This is a genomic window from Delftia lacustris (genome assembly GCF_040267515.1).
GTDB lineage: Bacteria > Pseudomonadota > Gammaproteobacteria > Burkholderiales > Burkholderiaceae_C > Comamonas > Comamonas tsuruhatensis.
In genome coordinates this window covers 785,001-800,205 of the sequence record NZ_CP141274.1, presented here as the reverse complement: position 1 = coordinate 800,205, position 15,205 = coordinate 785,001, and the positions used below count along the sequence as shown (strand labels likewise).

General features: G+C 65.4%; 14 protein-coding genes and 2 rRNA genes (1 of these 16 running past the window's edge). 2 read left to right on the top strand and 14 right to left on the bottom strand.

Translation table 11 applies throughout. The features are described 5' to 3' along the window. The first annotated feature begins 152 nt into the window (after positions 1-152). Positions 153-890: a response regulator transcription factor gene (locus U6958_RS05160; protein WP_016450025.1), complete on the top strand. Its 738-nt coding sequence runs from the start codon at positions 153-155 to the stop codon at positions 888-890. Here U6958_RS05160 and U6958_RS05155 read toward each other — a convergent pair. Next, positions 860-2,731 carry a hybrid sensor histidine kinase/response regulator gene (locus U6958_RS05155; protein ID WP_074922534.1) on the bottom strand — a complete coding sequence of 624 codons (1,872 nt, stop codon included), beginning with the start codon at positions 2,729-2,731 and terminating at the stop codon, positions 860-862. The genes U6958_RS05160 and U6958_RS05155 overlap by 31 nt on opposite strands. Beyond that, positions 2,715-3,128 carry a YchJ family protein gene (locus U6958_RS05150; protein WP_016450023.1) on the bottom strand — a complete coding sequence of 138 codons (414 nt, stop codon included), beginning with the start codon at positions 3,126-3,128 and terminating at the stop codon, positions 2,715-2,717. The genes U6958_RS05155 and U6958_RS05150 overlap by 17 nt, the downstream gene beginning before the upstream one ends. 166 nt (positions 3,129-3,294) lie before the next feature. On the opposite strand from U6958_RS05150, the gene U6958_RS05145 reads away from it, so the two are divergent. After that, complete coding sequence (locus U6958_RS05145) at positions 3,295-3,792, top strand: DUF421 domain-containing protein (RefSeq protein WP_016450022.1); 498 nt, start codon at positions 3,295-3,297, stop codon at positions 3,790-3,792. 2 nt (positions 3,793-3,794) lie between these two features. Here the strand turns inward: U6958_RS05145 and U6958_RS05140 are convergent, their stop codons facing one another. The 12 genes from U6958_RS05140 to U6958_RS05085 all read right to left on the bottom strand — a co-directional run. Next, positions 3,795-4,586, bottom strand: a complete 792-nt coding sequence (locus U6958_RS05140) for an alpha/beta fold hydrolase (protein WP_016452796.1) — start codon at positions 4,584-4,586, stop codon at positions 3,795-3,797. Positions 4,587-4,727: 141 nt separating this feature from the next. Continuing rightward, positions 4,728-5,858, bottom strand: coding sequence for an acyl-CoA dehydrogenase family protein (locus U6958_RS05135; protein WP_074922535.1), 1,131 nt, complete (start codon positions 5,856-5,858; stop codon positions 4,728-4,730). Between the two features lie 48 nt (positions 5,859-5,906). Then, a complete protein-coding gene (locus tag U6958_RS05130) occupies positions 5,907-6,569 on the bottom strand; it encodes an SDR family oxidoreductase (RefSeq protein WP_074922536.1) in 663 nt (220 codons plus the stop codon). Positions 6,570-6,597: 28 nt separating this feature from the next. Beyond that, positions 6,598-7,221: a pyridoxamine 5'-phosphate oxidase family protein gene (locus U6958_RS05125; RefSeq protein ID WP_016450018.1), complete on the bottom strand. Its 624-nt coding sequence runs from the start codon at positions 7,219-7,221 to the stop codon at positions 6,598-6,600. Positions 7,222-7,402: 181 nt separating this feature from the next. Beyond that, positions 7,403-8,590, bottom strand: coding sequence for an acetyl-CoA C-acyltransferase (locus U6958_RS05120; RefSeq protein ID WP_074922538.1), 1,188 nt, complete (start codon positions 8,588-8,590; stop codon positions 7,403-7,405). Positions 8,591-8,634: 44 nt separating this feature from the next. Then, positions 8,635-10,422 carry a bifunctional isocitrate dehydrogenase kinase/phosphatase gene (gene aceK, locus U6958_RS05115; protein WP_046240056.1) on the bottom strand — a complete coding sequence of 596 codons (1,788 nt, stop codon included), beginning with the start codon at positions 10,420-10,422 and terminating at the stop codon, positions 8,635-8,637. Positions 10,423-10,455: 33 nt separating this feature from the next. Further along, positions 10,456-11,118 carry a carbonate dehydratase gene (gene can, locus U6958_RS05110; protein ID WP_016450015.1) on the bottom strand — a complete coding sequence of 221 codons (663 nt, stop codon included), beginning with the start codon at positions 11,116-11,118 and terminating at the stop codon, positions 10,456-10,458. Positions 11,119-11,174: 56 nt separating this feature from the next. After that, on the bottom strand, positions 11,175-12,362 hold the full coding sequence (locus U6958_RS05105; protein ID WP_013800381.1) for an isovaleryl-CoA dehydrogenase: 1,188 nt from the start codon (positions 12,360-12,362) through the stop codon (positions 11,175-11,177). 43 nt (positions 12,363-12,405) lie between these two features. After that, complete coding sequence (locus U6958_RS05100) at positions 12,406-12,864, bottom strand: PaaI family thioesterase (protein WP_047475060.1); 459 nt, start codon at positions 12,862-12,864, stop codon at positions 12,406-12,408. A 36-nt stretch (positions 12,865-12,900) separates the two neighbouring features. Beyond that, positions 12,901-13,302: a MerR family DNA-binding transcriptional regulator gene (locus U6958_RS05095; protein WP_013800379.1), complete on the bottom strand. Its 402-nt coding sequence runs from the start codon at positions 13,300-13,302 to the stop codon at positions 12,901-12,903. Between the two features lie 297 nt (positions 13,303-13,599). After that, positions 13,600-13,712 (bottom strand): 5S ribosomal RNA (gene rrf, locus U6958_RS05090). A gap of 125 nt (positions 13,713-13,837) precedes the next feature. Beyond that, positions 13,838-15,205: ribosomal RNA gene (locus U6958_RS05085) — 23S ribosomal RNA — on the bottom strand (it continues 1,508 nt past the right edge of the window).

Here is a 15,205-nt window from a genome sequence, read left to right as displayed (position 1 = left end):
CCATGCGGAATCTCAGGGCATCGGCGGCGATTTTGGGGAGTTGGCCGACATCCGGTCACCCCCCGGCCGGGGGGTAATCGTTACGATGTGCGCAAGGTGTATCCGGGCGCGCCCTGGCGCTCCAGCCCTTTCGACATGCCTTCGCGCGGACCATGCACAGCCATTCCCTCCTGACCGATTCCTCCTGTCTCCAATCGGGGCGCTATGCCCTGGTGATCGACGACCACCCGCTGACGGCCATGGGCGTGTCCGAGTTCCTGAAACAATTCGGCCTGTCCGAAGTCCATGCCGTGGCCGATGCGGGCGAAGGCCTGCAGTGCATGGCCGCCAGGGGATCGCCGCATCTGGCCATCGTGGATTTCTGGCTGGGTGCCAGCGCAGGCACGGACGTGGTGCGCGAAATCCGCACGCTGGCGCCCGCCTGCCGCGTGCTCATGACCAGCGGCGACACGCATGGCGCGATTGCCCTGAAGGCACGCGCGGCCGGGGCCCATGGCTTTGTGCTCAAGTCGCAGCCGCCGCAGGTGCTGCAGCAGGCCGTGGCGGCCCTGCTGCGCGGCGAGACCTGGTTCCCCGCCGCCCCGCTGGCGCCGCAGCCGCCGGGCGGCGCCCATGCCATCCGCATGACGGCGGCCGAGCTGGGCCTCACCCCGCGCCAGGCCCAGGTTCTGGACCTGGTGCTGCGCGGCCTGCCCAATCCCAGCATTGCCCGGTTGCTGCACCTGTCGCCGCACACGGTCAAGGAGCATGTGGCAGGCGCCCTGCAGCGCCTGGGCGTGCACAGCCGCATTGACGCCATCACGCGCATGCAGGGCATTGCGCTGGAGCTGCCGCCCTCCGTACCGCCGACCGATACGGTTCAGGCGCCGGCCACGGCCAGCCTGCGCTGAAGCAGGGCCCGCAGCGCCAGCGGATCCACGGGCTTGCGCAGCAGCAGATAGCCCAGTTCCTGCGCCTGCTGCTCCAGCGCAGCGGAAGGGTCGCCGCTGAGCAGGGCGCCCGCCGCCTGCGGCGATTGCGCCAGCACGTTCTGCAGCAGCGCAAAGCCGTTCTCGCCCTGGGCCAGCTGGTGGTCGCACAGCACGAAATCGGGATGCTGCCCCGCCGCCAGCCAGGCCTGCGCCTCGCGGCCCGCAGCCGCCACGTCCACGGTCAGCCCCCAGCCGCGCAGCAGGCCGGCCAGGGCCTGTGCCACCTGCACATCGTCATCGACCACCCAGCACCGGCCCTGCAGCAGGGGGCGGCCTGGCGGATTCGCGGCAGCCTCGGCCCCTGCCCCTGCCTGCGCCTGCGCGTGCCCCAGAGGCAGGTCCGCTTGCACGCTCAGGCTGGGCGACAGCTGCAGCCAAAAGCACGAACCCCGTCCCGGCGTGGACAGCAGACCATGCTCCACGCCCATGCGGCGCGCCGCTGCGGCCACCACGGCCAGGCCCAGGCCCTGGCTGCTCACGCCGGGCAGGTGCTCGGCCGCAGGCTGGGCCGCGCGCCGGGCCGCCTGGCCGGAACGCGCGCGAAAGTGCGGTGCGAAGACATGGGGCCGGTCTTCGGCCGCAATGCCCAGGCCGGTATCCCAGACCTCGATGCGCCAGCCCCCGCCGTGCACGCGGGCGGCCAGCAGCACGCCGCCGCGCTGGGTGTAGCGCAGGGCGTTGTGCAGCAGGTTGAACACCATCTGGCGCAGCAGGGCCTCGTCGGCACGCACCAGGCTATCCATGCCGCGCGCCACGCGCCAGCGCAGCACCAGCCCGCGCTGCCGCGCCTCGGCCGCGAACAGGCGCGTGGCATCGCCCAGCAGAATGCGCAGGTCCATCACCTGGGCGCGCAGCTCCCAGGTGCCGTTCTCCAGCCGCGACAGGTCCAGCAGGTCGTTGCACATGGTGCCCAGCGACTGGGCACAGGCCTGGGCATCGTCAAGCACGCCCGCCAGCGCGCCGTCGGCATTGCGCTGGCGGGCGGTCTCCACCAGCAGGCCCAGGGCATGCAGGGGCTGGCGCAGGTCATGGCTGGCAGCCGACAGGAAGCGGCTCTTGGCCTCCAGCGCCTGTTCGGCCTGCTCCTTGGCCGCCAGGTAGCGCTCGGCCAACAGCTGGCGGTCACGCTCCTGCGCCCATTGCTGCTGCATGAGCTGGCGCGTCCCCCAGGCATGGCGCGCGATGGTGGCGCCATACAGCATGAGCAGCGGCAGCAGGTACAGGCCCCTGTTCGGGAAGTACCAGACCACGGCCAGCAGCATGGCGCCGTACAGCACGCCGAAAAAGCGCTTGAACACGGCAGCCGCCGGCGCCAGGAAGGTGGCGGCCGAGGCCACGACGCCGCACAGCACCAGGTAGATGAAAAGCCGGAATTCATGGCCGCTGCCATGGGTCAGCGGTATGGCCAGCGCCCAGGAACCGGCGTTGAGCAAGGCCATGCGGCCCATCACGCGCTCCCAGCGCTGCAGCCGCGCTGGCAACTCGGCCGAGGGCACGGCAGCGCCCAGGTCCCGACGCAACTGGCGCCGCAAACCAACGAAGACGCAGGCCATGAGCGCCATGCCCAGCCACCACAGCAGCAGCGGCGCCTGGAAGGCACCCGTTTCGTGCCGCTGCAGCCAGACCACGATGCCGGGGATGATGAGGGCCGCCGCCTCGGACGAGCCCCGCGATGCGATGGACAGCAGCAGCCGCTGGCGCTGCTGCAGCTTCCACAGCGGCTCCGCAGGGCCGCCGTCGTGTTCAGAACTGGTCGCCATCCACGTAGAACCAGCGCCCGCCTTCGCGCACGAAGCGGCTGCGCTCATGCAGGCGCACGGCGCGGCCCGCCACGCGGTAGCGCGCGACGAATTCCACCTCGGCGCGGTCCTCGCCGGTGCTTCGGAAGTCCTTGACCGCCAGCCCCAGCCAGCGCGCCGAGGGCTCGAAGTCCAGCGTGGCGGGCCGCTGGCTGGCGTGCCAGGTGGCCAGCAGGTAGGCGGCGTCCTCACGCACGAAGGCGCTGTAGCGCGAGCGCATCAAGGCCTGGGCATCGGGCGCAGGGCAGTCGTCGAAATGGTCCAGGTAGCGGCCGCAGCAGGCATCGAAGGCCAGGGACCGGCCCTTGGCATCGTGCTGGCCACAGGGACAGGCCGGGGAGGTGGCGGCCGCGCTCATAGCGGCTGGCCCTGCGGAACTTGCGGAACTTGCGGAACCTGGGAGAGGACGGCGGGGGAGCAGGAATGCATGTCAGTCACGGCCGCCTTGCTGCGACCGGGTTCTTGATGGAGGACAGGCGGGCCATGATACTGACCGCGGGCCCTCGGGCCTGTAAGGAGAGCCCATGTTTTCAATGTCGGTCCCGTGGTGGGAGTTCGTGGTGCGCGGCGTGGCCGTCTACCTGTTCTTGCTGGTGTTCCTTCGGCTGACGGGGCGGCGCCAGACGGGGCAGTACGCGCCCTTTGACCTGGTGCTGCTGCTCATCCTGTCGAATGCGGTGCAGAACTCCATGAATGCCGGGGACAACTCGCTGATCGGCGGCATGATCTCGGCCTCCACGCTGATCCTGTGCCATCTGCTGCTGTCCTGGCTGACTTTCCGTTTTCCCGCGCTGGAGCGGCTCATCGACGGCAAGGCCCAGGCCCTGATCACGGACGGCCACCTGAACAAGGATCTGATGCGCGAGGAACGCATCACGCGCGACGATATCGAGGCCGCGCTGCGTGCGGGCGGCTGCCTGCACCTCAGAGAGGTGGAGCGCGCCACGCTGGAGACCGACGGCAGCATCACCGTCGTCCTGCGCCGCCGCGACAGCGAGAACGACGGCGATCCGCCGGTCTGAGCCTAGTCGAGCTGCTCCAGGAAGCGCTCGATGGCCAGGTTCACGGGCTGCGGATGCGTGAGGTTGGCCGCATGGCCGGCCCCCGGCACCTCCACCCACTGCGCCCTGGGCAAGGCCTTGGCCATGGCGCGTGCACGGTCGAGCGTGATGGCGATGTCGTCCGTGCCATGGATGACCAGTGCCGGTACGTGGATGTCGGGCAGTCGCGGGCTGATGTCATCGCGCTGGGCCAGCGCCAGAAAGCTCTGCCCCAGGTTGATGGGCGTGGCCTTCTTCCATTTGGCGCGCCAGGCGGCCGCGCCGCTCCAGCCCTGGCCCAGGATGGTGCGCTCCACCGTGGCCGCCATGTCGTCGCTGAGGCCATGCTCCATCCAGGCGCGCAGCAACGCCTCGTGGTGGGGCATCTGCTCGGGGTCTTCCAGCATGGCCTGGGTGTCGATCAGCACCAGCGCACGCACGACCTCGGGATGGATGAGCGCACAGCGCAGCGACAGATAGCCGCCCTGCGACATGCCCACCAGCACCGCGCGCTCCACGCCCAGGTGCGCCAGCAGGGCGGCCAGGTCGTCGGCCGAGTCGTAGTAGTCAAAGGGAGCGCAATGCGCGGGGTCCGCCGTCTGGCCATGGCCACGCTCGTCCCAGCTGATGCAGCGATAGCGATCCTGCAGCGCCTGGACCTGGGGAGCGAACATGGTGTGGTCCATGAGCAGTCCATGCGAAAACACCAGGACCGGGCCGCGCCCGCCCGTGTCCTCGTAGTAAAGGTTCTGGCCGTTGACGGAAGCAATGGGCATGTCGGGATCTCCTGCGAAGGTGGTCACAAACCTGCCGGAGTCCGGTGCCCGCCTCTCCCGGGCGCCGTCCCGGCGACGCTCCATGCTAAGCCCTGCGGGTGACGGGGCCATCCGGCCCGACCCGCAGCATAGTGATGGGCCTCAGGCCAGGGCGCGCTGGATGAGAATTTTCTGCACGTCGCTCGTTCCCTCGTAGATCTGGCACACGCGCACGTCGCGGTAGATGCGCTCGACGGGAAAATCGTTGACCACGCCATAGCCGCCCAGGGTCTGGATGGCTGCGCTGCACACGCGCTCGGCCATTTCGCTGGCGAACAGCTTGGCCATGGCCGCTTCCTTCAGGCAGGGCAGGCCGGCATCGCGCAGGCTGGCCGCATGCCAGATCAGCTGGCGCGCAGCCTCGATCTGCGTGGCGCAGTCGGCCAGGCGAAAGCCCACGGCCTGGTGGTTGAAGATGGGCTGGCCGAAGCTCTCGCGCTCCTTGGAGTACTGCAGCGCGCATTCAAAGGCCGCACGCGCCATGCCCACGCTTTGCGCGGCAATGCCGATGCGCCCGCCCTCCAGCGCCGACAGCGCGATCTTGTAGCCCTCGCCCTCGGCACCGATGAGGTTGGCGGCGGGGATGCGGCAGCCCTCGAACTGGATCTGGGCCGTGTCCGAGCTGTGCTGGCCCAGCTTGTCCTCCAGCCGCAGCACCTGGTAGCCGGGCGCGGAGGTGGGCACGATGAAGGCGCTCATGCCGCGCTTGCCGGCCGCCTTGTCGGTGACGGCGATGACGATGGCCACGTCGCCGTTCTTGCCGCTGGTGATGAACTGCTTGACGCCGTTGATCACGTAGTCGTTGCCGTCGCGGGTGGCCATGGTGCGCAGCGCCGAGGCGTCCGAGCCCACATGCGGCTCGGTCAGGCAGAAGGCGCCCAGCATCTCGCCGCGCGCCAGCGGCGCCAGCCATTGCTGCTTTTGCGCCTCGCTGCCGTAGCGCATGAGGATGGCGTTGACGGGGCAGTTGGTGACGCTGATCACCGTGCTGGTGCCGCCGTCGCCGGCTGCGATTTCCTCCAGCACCAGGGCCAGGCTCAGGTAGTCAAGGCCGGCGCCGCCGTATTCCTCGGGCACGCAGATGCCGTAGGCACCCAGCGCCGCCAGGCCCTGGTGCACGTTCTTGGGAAAGTGGTGCTCCTTGTCCCAGCGTGCGGCATGGGGCGTGATTTCAGTGCGCACGAAGTCGCGCACCGCGTCACGGATCATTTCCTGGTCTGCGTTGAGCAGCATGTCTTGTCTCCTGATTCCTTGTTTCGTTGTTCGTTGTCCCGGCCGCAGCTACCAGGCGATGCGCTGCCCGTCGTGGCGCAGCATGCGGCCCCGATCAGCCGGCGTGACGCCGGCCAGGGTGCGGACCAGACCCTGCACGCTTTGCTCCACGGTGAAGGTGGCGGACTCGCCGCCCATGTCGGTCTGCACCCAGCCCGGGTCCAGCGCGACCACGGTGGCGCCGGGCCATTGCGGCTGGGCGCTGGCCACGACCATGTTGAGAGCGGCCTTGCTGACGCGGTAGAGCCAGGCGTCGGATTCGGCGCCGGCCAGCAGCGACATCTCGCTGGAGAACAGGCCGAACACGCCGCCCGCCGCCTCGACCATCGGCGCCACCTGGGGCAGCACCTGCATGGCGCCCAGCACATTGGTGTGCATGACGCGGTCGAACTGCTCGCGCGTGGGCGGCGTGGCCGAGCTGTGGGCATCCCACACTCCGGCCACGTACAGCGCCAGCTCGATCTTCTCGCCATCGAGCTGCCAGGCCAGGCCGCTGACGCTGGCCGGATCGGCCACATCCACCAGCAGCACCTTGGCGCCCGTGGCTTCGACGCGCTCGCGATCGGCCTCGCTGCGCACCGTGGCGACCACGCTGCGGCCCTGGGCCGCATAGGCCTCTACCAAGGCAAAACCGAGCCCGCGCGAGGTTCCCAACACCAGAGTGACTGCCATGTCTTTCGACCTTTCAAATGGAATGCGGTCAGCGGCCCTGCTCGCCCGCGATCTGTTTTTCGTAGCGCTCGACCATGGCCTCCTGCGTCTCGGTGGGCGCAGGCAGGCCGATCTGCTGGTGGACCATCTGGTTCACCGACGGCATGACGTTGCGCGGCACCTGGGACTCGGGCTTCCAGAGCCGGGCGCGCATGAGGGCCTTGGCGCAGTGCAGATAGGCCTCCTGCACCTGGATCTCCAGAACGATCTTGGGCCGGAAGCCTTCGTTGGCGAACAGCGCCGTGTAGTGGGCCTCGTCACGCAGCCTGGCCACGCCGTTGACGCGCAGCGTCTCGTCGAAGCCCGGCACCATGAACAGCAGGCCGATGCGCGGATCGGCGATCAGGTTGCTGAAGCTGTCCAGGCGGTTGTTGCCGCCCGAGTCGGGGATCAGCAGTGTCTGGTTGTCGGGCGCCTTGATGAAGCCCGGCTTTCCGCCGCGCGGCGAGGCATCCATCAGCGAGCCCGCCGCGCCCCCCGTGGCCACGATGCACAGCGGCGACAGCGCGATGAAGCGCAGGCAATGCCGGTCCAGGTCCACCTGCTGCTTGAGCAAGGCCCTTTCGGCCGGCATGGCATACAGGCTGCGCAACTGTTCTTCGCTGGTGATCATGGTCGAGAGGTCAAAGTAATAGCGGATCGGCCGATCCAAGTCTAGCTCTCTGGACGTCTGTGGCGCTGCCCATAAAACTGGCGCAATGCAAATCAGAGACACCGAGGAAGGGCCTACGCCGGCCGCGCCGCCCCGCACCGAGGGTGTTGTCCCCCTTTCAGGGGGGAGGGCGCGCAGCGCCTCAGGGGGTGACCATTTCTATCGCCATGGCTGTTCCTTCGCCGCCGCCTATGCACAGCGTGGCCAGGCCGCGCTTGCCGCCACGCGCCTGCAGGGCGTGCAGCAGCGTGACCAGGATGCGCGCACCGCTGGCGCCGATGGGGTGGCCCAGCGCGCAGGCGCCGCCGTTGACGTTGACCTTGTCGCGCGGCACGCCCAGCTCGGCCATCAGGGCCATGGGCACGACGGCAAAGGCTTCGTTGACTTCCCACAGGTCCACATCCGCCGCCGTCCAGCCGGCCTTCTTGAGGGCCTTCTGCGTGGCGCCCACGGGGGCCGTGGTGAACCATTCGGGCTCCTGGGCATGCGTGGCATGGGCGACGATGCGCGCCAGCGGCTTGCAGCCCAGCTCCTTGGCCGTGGACTCGCGCATCAGCACCAGGGCGGCGGCGCCGTCGTTGATGCTGGAGCTCGATGCCGCCGTGATCGTGCCGTCCTTCTTGAAGGCGGGCTTGAGGCTGGCGATCTTGTCCAGCTTGGCCGTGGCCGGGCCTTCGTCGATGCTGACCGTGACATCGCCCTTGCGCGTGGGGACGGTCACGGGCGTGATCTCGGCCGCGAAGGCGCCGCTTTCAGTGGCCGCCTGGGCGCGCTTGACGCTTTCGATGGCGTAGGCGTCCTGCTGCTCGCGCGTGAAGTGGTATTTGGCGGCGCAGTCCTCGCCAAAGGTGCCCATGGAGCGGCCCGGCTCGTAGGCGTCCTCCAGACCGTCGAGCATCATGTGGTCATAGACCTTGTCGTGGCCCATGCGGTAGCCGCCACGGCCCTTCTTGAGCAGGTAGGGCGCATTGGTCATGCTCTCCATGCCGCCGGAGACCACCACATCGCGGCTGCCCGCCACCAGCTGGTCATGGGCCAGGATGGTGGCCTCCATGCCGGCGCCGCACATCTTGGACAGGGTCACGGCGCCCGTGCTGCGCGGCAGGCCACCCTTGAAGCCTGCCTGGCGCGCAGGCGCCTGTCCCTGGCCCGCCATCAGGCAGTTGCCGAACAGCACTTCGTCCACCTTCTCCGGCGCCACGCCGGCACGCTGCACGGCGGCCTTGATGGCGGCGCCGCCCAGATCGTGGGCCGCGAGATCGGCGAAGTCGCCCTGGAATGCGCCCATGGGGGTGCGGGCTGCGCCGACGATGACGATGGGGTCTTGCATGCTTATCTCCTGGATGTGGTGATGGTGAGGGGAAAACAAACGGGTCAGGCCAGCCAGCGGCTGCGCTCGTAGGGATAGACGTCGTGCACGTGGCCTTCGCGGATGCGCTGCTGGTGCCCCTGCCAGAAGGCGGGATCGAGCAGGTCGGCATGGTGGCGCATGAAAACTTCGCGCACGGCCGGATTGCCCAGCAAAAAGGGCGCGAAGGTTTCCGGGAACACATCGCGCGGGCCCACGGGATACCAGACCTCGCCGCTGAGCTCGTCTTCCTCGTTGCGCGGCGCAGGCACCTGGCGGAAATGGCAGTCGGTCAGGTATTCGATCTCGTCGTAGTCGTAGAACACCACCTTGCCGCCGCGCGTGATGCCGAAGTTCTTCCACAGCATGTCGCCCGGGAAGATGTTGGCGGCCACCAGGTCCTTGATGGCATTTCCGTATTCGATCACGGCGCTCTCCAGCCGCTGCCGCGGTCCCGGCAGGTCCAGCCCGTCATCGAAGCACTCCTGCAGCAGCAGGTTCAGCGGCACCATGCGCCGCTCTATGTAGAGGTGGGAGATGATGACCTCCTGCCGGCCATCGCCGTCGCGGTCGCTGATCTCGACCTGGCTGGGCGCGTGCTCCAGGATCTCGGCGATCAGCGCCTCCGAGAAGCGCTCGCGCGGGAAGGCCACCAGGCTGTACTCCAGCGTGTCGGCCATGCGCCCCACGCGGTCGTGCTGCTTGACCAGGCGGTACTTGGCCTTGACCTGCTCGCGGGTGATCTCCTTGGGCGCGGCGAACCGGTCCTTGATGAGCTTGAACACATAGGGAAAGCTGGGCAGGTCGAACACCAGCATGACCATGCCCTTGATGCCGGGCGCGATGCGGAACTGGTCGCGCGAATGGCGCAGGTGGTGCAGGAAGTCGCGGTAGAACAGCGTCTTGCCCTGCTTGGCCAGGCCCAGGGCGTTGTACAGCTCGGCGCGCGGCTTGCGCGGCATGAGGCTGCGCAGGAACTGCACGTAGGCGCTGGGCACGTCGGTGTCGACCATGAAATAGGCACGCGCAAAGCTGAAGAGGCCGTGCAGGTCCTTCTCGCCGAACAGGGCCGCATGCAGCACCAGCCGGCCGTTGTCCCCATGCAGGATGGGCACGGCCCAGGACAGCTCGGCAAAGCCGTTGATGATCTTGCCGACGATGTAGGCGCCCTTGTTGCGGAAAAACAGGCTGGACAGCACCTGGATCTGGAAGTTGGCGTACAGGCGCATGGCCTGCAGCTGGGGCTCCAGGCGCTCGGCCAGGCGGGCGATGTCGCGCTCCAGGTCTTCAAAGGGGCGCTGCAGCGCGAACTGCTCCACGACTTCGCGCAGCGTCTGCGACAGTGTCTCGCGCGTGGGATAGAAGGCCAGGTAGGCCGGGCGTGCGGCCGGCTCCTGGTTCTCTATGTATTCCGTACTGACGGCCGGCCGCACGAAGATGAAGTCGTTGTGGAAGTGCGTACGGTGCAGGATCTTGGTGGTGACCGAGTTGAAGAAGGTCTCGGCCAGCTCCGGCTGCAGGTGGTTGACCATGAGCCCGATGTAGTGGCGCTTGATCTGCTGCCAGACCGGCATGGGCTGGGCGCCGGCCGCAAATTCCTTTTCAAGCCGGCGCACGCATTCGCGCACGCGCAGGTCGTAGAACTCGATGCGCTCGCGCTGCGCGCGCTGCTGGCCCAGCCAGTCGGCCGTCTCGAAGCGGTGCTTGGCGCGGGCCGATTCGGCGCGGAACAGGCGGTAATGGCGGTTGAAGCCATCCATCATCGCCCGCGCGATGTCATGGGCAAGCAGGGTGTCCTGGGCAGGCATCGGCATGAAGTCTCCCGGGGTCCCGCCTGCCATGGCCGCTCAGTCGCGCTGGCGGCTGGCGACCAGCTCGACAGCCTCGGCATGGATGTTGGCGATGCCGCCGACACCGGGCACGGTCATCTGCAGATTGGTGATCAGGCCGTCCTTCAGGCCATAGCACCAGCCGTGCAGCGTGACCTTCTGGCCGCGCGCCCAGGCATCCTGCATCACCGTGCTCTGCGCCACATTGATCACTTGCTCGATGGCATTGAGCTCGCACAGCGCGTCATGGCGCCATTGCGGCGACAGGCTGGCCAGCAGCGCCTGGTGCTTGTCGCGCACGTCCTTCACGTGGCGGATCCAGTTGTCGGCCAGGCCCACGCGCACATCCTCCAGTGCCGCCAGCACGCCGCCGCAGCCATAGTGGCCGACGACCATCAGGTGCTCGACCTTGAGCTGGTCCACCGCGTACTGGATGGTGGACAGGCAGTTCAGGTCGCTGGGCACGACCACGTTGGCCACGTTGCGGTGCACGAACACCTCGCCGGGCTCCAGGCCCGTGATCTGGTTCGCGGGCACGCGGCTGTCGGAACAGCCGATCCACATGTAGCGGGGTTTTTGCTGCGCCATCAGCCCAGTGAAGAAACCGGGCCGGTCACGCTCCACCTGCTGGGCCCATTCGCGGTTGTGGACAAACAGCTCTTCGATGGAGGTTGTGCTCATAAACAATCCTTTTGTTGGGGTCAAACTCAAGAACGGCGCAGCAGGCAGGCGAAAGATCAGCAGGTCTCTGCGAACAGCTCGCGGCCGATCAGCATGCGACGGATCTCGCTGGTGCCGGCGCCGATCTCATAGAGTTTCGCATCCCGCCAGAGGCGACCCAGTGGGTATTCGTTGATATACCCATTACCCCCATAGATTTGAACGCCTTCGCCGGCCATCCATGTCGCCTTCTCGGCGCACCACAGGATGACGCTGGCGCAATCCTTGCGAACTTGGCGAACATGCTCGGTTCCCAGCAGATCGAGGTTTTTGGCGACCGTATAGGCAAAGGAGCGGCCCGCTTGCAGCACGGTGTACATGTCGGCCACCTTGCCCTGGATGAGCTGGAACTCGCCGATGCTCTGGCCGAACTGCTTGCGGTCATGGATGTAGGGCACGACGTTGTCCATCACCGACTGCATGATGCCCAGCGGCCCGCCGGTCAGCACGGCGCGCTCATAGTCCAGGCCGCTCATCAGCACCTTGGCGCCGTTGTTCAAGCCGCCCAGCACGTTCTCGGCCGGCACCTCGACGTTCTCGAACACCAGCTCGCCCGTGTGGCTGCCACGCATGCCCAGCTTGTCCAGCTTCTGGGCAATGGAAAAGCCCTTCATGCCCTTCTCGATCAGGAAGGCAGTCACGCCGCGGGCGTTCAGCTCGGGCTCGGTCTTGGCGTAGACCACCAGGGTGTCGGCATCGGGACCATTGGTGATCCACATCTTGGTGCCGTTGAGCAGGAAGTAGCCGCCCTTGTCCTCGGCCTTGAGCTTCATGCTGATCACGTCCGAGCCGGCGCCGGGCTCGCTCATGGCCAGCGCGCCCACATGCTCGCCGCTGATCAGCTTGGGCAGGTACTTGGCCTTTTGCGCTTCATTGCCGTTGCGGTTGATCTGGTTCACGCAGAGATTGCTGTGCGCGCCGTAGGACAGGCCCACCGATGCGCTGGCACGCGAGATTTCCTCCATCGCCACCATGTGGGCCAGGTAGCCCATGTCGGCACCGCCGTACTGCTCGGACACTGTGATGCCCAGCACGCCCAGGTCGCCGAACTTGCGCCACAGGTCCATGGGGAACTGGTCGTCGCGGTCGATCTCGCCGGCGCGCGGTGCAATCTCGGCCTGTGCGAACTCGCGCACGGCATCGCGCAGCGCGTCGATGTCCTCGCCCAGTTGGAAGTTCAGGCCCGGCAGGTTGGAAAGGCTCATCTCATGTCTCCTGTGGAAATTGGGGGAAAGAACGCCGCCCGGCTCAATCGGCCAGATCGCGGCCCTGCACGCACATCAGCGTGCAGCCCATGGTGGCAATCAGTTTCTCGCGGCCTTCGTCGATGGCGTAGGCGCGCCCTTCGGTCACGGTGATGGTGCGGCCCGGCTTGAGCACACGGCCTTCCATGCGAAAGCGCTGGCCCTTGGCAGGGGCCAGCAAGTTGATCTTGAATTCAATGGTGAGCACGGCAGCATCGGCCGGCATCAGGGTCAGCCCTGCGTAGCCGCAGGCGGAATCCAGCGCCGCGGAAACCATGCCGGCATGCAAAAAGCCATGCTGCTGCGTCAGCCCGGGCGCCCAGTCCAGGCAGACATCGACGGCACCGGGCTCCAGCAAGGACAGCTCGGCGCCCAGGGTGTGCATCGCGCCCTGGCGTGCAAAACTGTCTTGCACACGGCGGGCAAAGTCGCTGTTGGCAGGTTCCAGGCGGGGCACGGTCAAGGCAAGCCTCACAAATTACGTTTACGTAAACGTCAATTATGAAGCATTTTTCCCATCCAGGTGTTTCAACAAAGTGCGGGCCTCGGATTCCTGCTCTCGCACCTCGGCCAGGTTGGCCTGCAGATCGGCCAGGCGGTCTTCGAGCTGGCGGCGGTGCACAGCCAGCACCTCCAGGAATTTGCGCAGTTGCACGCCCGTGTCACGGGGGCTGTCGTAGAGATCGATGATCTCCTTGGCTTCGTTCAGAGACAGTCCCAGCCGCTTGGCCCGCAAGGTCAGGCGAAGACGTGTGCGATCACGCGCGCTGTAGACGCGATTGCGTCCGCCAGGCCCGGCACGCTCGGGCTCAAGCAGGCCCATGTCCTCATAGAAGCGGATGGCCCGGGTCGTGAGATCGAACTCCTTGGCAAGATCGCTGATGGTGTAGGTGGTCGACATGGCTGGAGAGTCCGCCGGCATCCACAGCCGGCGGCCATGGGAATGCGACGTTGACGTTAACGTCAATGCTAGCGGAATTGTCCGCAGGAAACTGCGCCGGATGTTGCATCCGGGTGCGACGAAGAAGCCTGGCAGGAATAAAAAGAGAGCGCGTCAGCGCTCTCTTTTTTGGGTTGTCCATTTTCGGATGTTCCGTTGAGCCGTCCGTTTTGGCGGTTCAGCCTGTTTCCCCGTTTCCTGCACCCCAATGCAAAAAACCCCGTAGCTTTGGGCTACGGGGTTTCTTGGGCTGTAAGAGCCTGACGATGACCTACTTTCACACGGGAACCCGCACTATCATCGGCGCAAAGTCGTTTCACTGTCCTGTTCGGGATGGGAAGGAGTGGTACCAACTTGCTATGGTCATCAGGCATAACTTGTTGTCATGCTGCTCTTGCGAGCAACACAACGAATTCATAGAGTCTGTAATCAGCTTTGTATTTTGACTGCGCCTTACTTGGCATAACCACCTTGATGATCACGTCATCAAAGTTATAGGGTCAAGCCTCACGAGCAATTAGTACTGGTTAGCTTAACGCATTACTGCGCTTCCACACCCAGCCTATCAACGTCCTGGTCTTGAACGACTCTTCAGGGGGCTCAAGGCCCCGGCAGATCTCATCTTGAAACGAGTTTCCCGCTTAGATGCTTTCAGCGGTTATCTCTTCCACACTTAGCTACTCGGCAATGCCACTGGCGTGACAACCGATACACCAGAGGTGTGTCCACTCCGGTCCTCTCGTACTAGGAGCAGGCTTCCTCAAATCTGCAGCGCCCACGGAAGATAGGGACCAAACTGTCTCACGACGTTTTAAACCCAGCTCACGTACCTCTTTAAATGGCGAACAGCCATACCCTTGGGACCGACTACAGCCCCAGGATGAGATGAGCCGACATCGAGGTGCCAAACACCGCCGTCGATATGAACTCTTGGGCGGTATCAGCCTGTTATCCCCAGAGTACCTTTTATCCGTTGAGCGATGGCCCTTCCATACAGAACCACCGGATCACTATGTCCTGCTTTCGCATCTGCTCGACTTGTCAGTCTCGCAGTTAAGCACGCTTATGCCATTGCACTATCGTCACGATGTCCGACCGTAACTAGCGTACCTTCGAACTCCTCCGTTACGCTTTGGGAGGAGACCGCCCCAGTCAAACTGCCTACCATGCACTGTCCCCGATCCCGATAAGGGACCTGGGTTAGAACCTCAAACGCACCAGGGTGGTATTTCAACGTCGGCTCCATGAGAACTAGCGTCCTCACTTCAAAGCCTCCCACCTATCCTACACAGATCCGTTCAAAATCCAATACAAAGCTACAGTAAAGGTTCATGGGGTCTTTCCGTCTTTCCGCGGGGAGATTGCATCATCACAAACATTTCAACTTCGCTGAGTCTCTGGAGGAGACAGTGTGGCCATCGTTACGCCATTCGTGCAGGTCGGAACTTACCCGACAAGGAATTTCGCTACCTTAGGACCGTTATAGTTACGGCCGCCGTTTACTGGGACTTCAATCAAGAGCTTGCACCCCATCATTTAATCTTCCAGCACCGGGCAGGCGTCACACCCTATACGTCCACTTTCGTGTTTGCAGAGTGCTGTGTTTTTATTAAACAGTCGCAGCCACCGATTTTTTGCAACCGCTTTGGGCTCCCTTTGTTCAAGTTCACCTACTTGCGGCATACCTTCTCCCGAAGTTACGGTATCAATTTGCCGAGTTCCTTCTCCAGAGTTCTCTCAAGCGCCTTAGAATACTCATCTCGCGCACCAGTGTCGGTTTGCGGTACGGTCGTGTGTAGCTGAAGCTTAGTGGCTTTTCCTGGAAGCAGGGTATCACTCACTTCGTCTGCAAGCAGACTCGTTA

Bases quoted from the DNA above. Each gene is read 5' to 3' on its own strand.
- U6958_RS05120 (WP_074922538.1), bottom strand. From the start codon at position 8,590: ATGCAAGACCCCATCGTCATCGTCGGCGCAGCCCGCACCCCCATGGGC.
- U6958_RS05145 (WP_016450022.1), top strand. From the start codon at position 3,295: ATGTTTTCAATGTCGGTCCCGTGGTGGGAGTTCGTGGTGCGCGGCGTG.
- U6958_RS05135 (WP_074922535.1), bottom strand. From the start codon at position 5,858: ATGCTGCTCAACGCAGACCAGGAAATGATCCGTGACGCGGTGCGCGAC.
- can (WP_016450015.1), bottom strand. From the start codon at position 11,118: ATGAGCACAACCTCCATCGAAGAGCTGTTTGTCCACAACCGCGAATGG.
- aceK (WP_046240056.1), bottom strand. From the start codon at position 10,422: ATGCCGATGCCTGCCCAGGACACCCTGCTTGCCCATGACATCGCGCGG.
- U6958_RS05130 (WP_074922536.1), bottom strand. From the start codon at position 6,569: ATGGCAGTCACTCTGGTGTTGGGAACCTCGCGCGGGCTCGGTTTTGCC.
- U6958_RS05140 (WP_016452796.1), bottom strand. From the start codon at position 4,586: ATGCCCATTGCTTCCGTCAACGGCCAGAACCTTTACTACGAGGACACG.
- U6958_RS05160 (WP_016450025.1), top strand. From the start codon at position 153: ATGCACAGCCATTCCCTCCTGACCGATTCCTCCTGTCTCCAATCGGGG.
- U6958_RS05150 (WP_016450023.1), bottom strand. From the start codon at position 3,128: ATGAGCGCGGCCGCCACCTCCCCGGCCTGTCCCTGTGGCCAGCACGAT.
- U6958_RS05125 (WP_016450018.1), bottom strand. From the start codon at position 7,221: ATGATCACCAGCGAAGAACAGTTGCGCAGCCTGTATGCCATGCCGGCC.
- U6958_RS05105 (WP_013800381.1), bottom strand. From the start codon at position 12,362: ATGAGCCTTTCCAACCTGCCGGGCCTGAACTTCCAACTGGGCGAGGAC.
- U6958_RS05095 (WP_013800379.1), bottom strand. From the start codon at position 13,302: ATGTCGACCACCTACACCATCAGCGATCTTGCCAAGGAGTTCGATCTC.
- U6958_RS05155 (WP_074922534.1), bottom strand. From the start codon at position 2,731: ATGGCGACCAGTTCTGAACACGACGGCGGCCCTGCGGAGCCGCTGTGG.